The organism is Gottfriedia acidiceleris (assembly GCF_004138285.1).
Taxonomy (GTDB): Bacteria; Bacillota; Bacilli; order Bacillales; family Bacillaceae_G; genus Gottfriedia; species Gottfriedia acidiceleris_A.
Window position 1 is genome coordinate 1 of the sequence record NZ_SCFN01000056.1, and the last position, 1,295, is coordinate 1,295.

Sequence of the window (1,295 nt, forward strand, 5' to 3'; positions counted from 1 at the left end):
ATTCCTACTATCCTTATGATACTAAACTGCCATTTTGTTCAATAAAAAAATGACCGACAAAATCGTCGATCACGTTTTTCAACTAAAGCATGCGCCTCGCACTTCAAAAGTCGTTGAATAACAGCATTTTTTATTTCTGTTTAATTATGATAAAACATGTTGGAAATACTAATCCTAGTTTACGGAAAGGTGATGACCAATGAGTTTAATTAAATCCCTTAGCTTTACGATAATTTTTGCGTTAATTCTTTCATTCAGTAATAAAGTAGATTGTGCTAAAGCATCTGATAAACCCAAACCATTTGAAGAGTTCTATCCTGAAAGTGGATACAAATCGATTGAATCCGCAGCTATTGAATTTGAAAACAATTTTAAACGACTATTAAAGTTACCACTAAGAGTTCCACCGATTAGCTTTACTCATTATTTCGGAAGATTTCAACATACAAATGATGGAATGAATGATTGTTTCATCTTAGATGCATTAAATGATAAAGTACCTAAAAATCATTACAAAATTATTATTCGACCAATCGATCAAAAATGGGATATAAAAGGTAGGAACATTCTTGGAACTTACAAATTAAAGAATGGAAAAACGGCGACACTTATTGAATTCGGTAGGATCAAAGATCCTAGAAGGAAAAATGAAAATTTTGGCTTTAATGCTTTGTTTTTCGAAAGAGAAGGTTGGCAATATGAAATAAGTATTGATTTAAGGGTAGTTGATATCGTTACCCCCGAAGTATTAGTTAATATTGCGAATTCAATCGATTACCCTGCTGAGCGTCCGTTAGAATAAAAATCAAAAGGAACTTCGTTCAACGCGAAGTTCCTTTTGATTTTTATTCTAACGCATTAGTTAGTTACATAAGAAAAAAGAAAGTTCTTCAATTGAAGAACCTCTAAGAATTTTAAAATTATTACGAAGAACCGCCATCGCCTGGTGGAAATGTATTGGATTTTGTACGTTCTAATTCCTGTAATTGATGATCAGTAAGTTCCTGCGTTGAGTTGTTTCTTGGTCTCATTAATCCAATAATGACAAATATGGCTATAATTCCTACAATTACCCATATCATTATTAATCACATCCTTTGAATAATAATTTCTCATTGTTGTTTATAATGAGTTGTCTTTATCATTTTATTCCATTTAATTCCAATAGGTTCTTTTCTTTATTAAACTAATCTGCCATTTACTTTAATAAGAAAAAGCTACCGAAGTAGCTTTTAGCTTGTTCAACTAACGCATTAGTTAGTTCAATAAGAAACCTTATTTTTTCTACTGATTAA

At 31.0% G+C, this 1,295-nt stretch carries 2 protein-coding genes; one reads left to right on the forward strand and one right to left on the reverse strand.

What is annotated here, in order from left to right:
* Nucleotides 1–199 precede the first annotated feature (199 nt).
* Entirely contained in the window at nucleotides 200–802 is a 603-nt protein-coding gene (locus EP747_RS23925) for a hypothetical protein (protein ID WP_129692485.1), read from the forward strand.
* 121 nt (nucleotides 803–923) lie between these two features.
* Here the strand turns inward: EP747_RS23925 and EP747_RS24490 are convergent, their stop codons facing one another.
* Nucleotides 924–1,082, reverse strand: a complete 159-nt coding sequence (locus EP747_RS24490; RefSeq protein ID WP_165347284.1) for a hypothetical protein — start codon at nucleotides 1,080–1,082, stop codon at nucleotides 924–926.
* Between the last annotated feature and the right edge of the window lie 213 nt (nucleotides 1,083–1,295).

Bases quoted from the DNA above. Each gene is read 5' to 3' on its own strand.
- EP747_RS23925 (WP_129692485.1), top strand. From the start codon at position 200: ATGAGTTTAATTAAATCCCTTAGCTTTACGATAATTTTTGCGTTAATT.
- EP747_RS24490 (WP_165347284.1), bottom strand. From the start codon at position 1,082: ATGATATGGGTAATTGTAGGAATTATAGCCATATTTGTCATTATTGGA.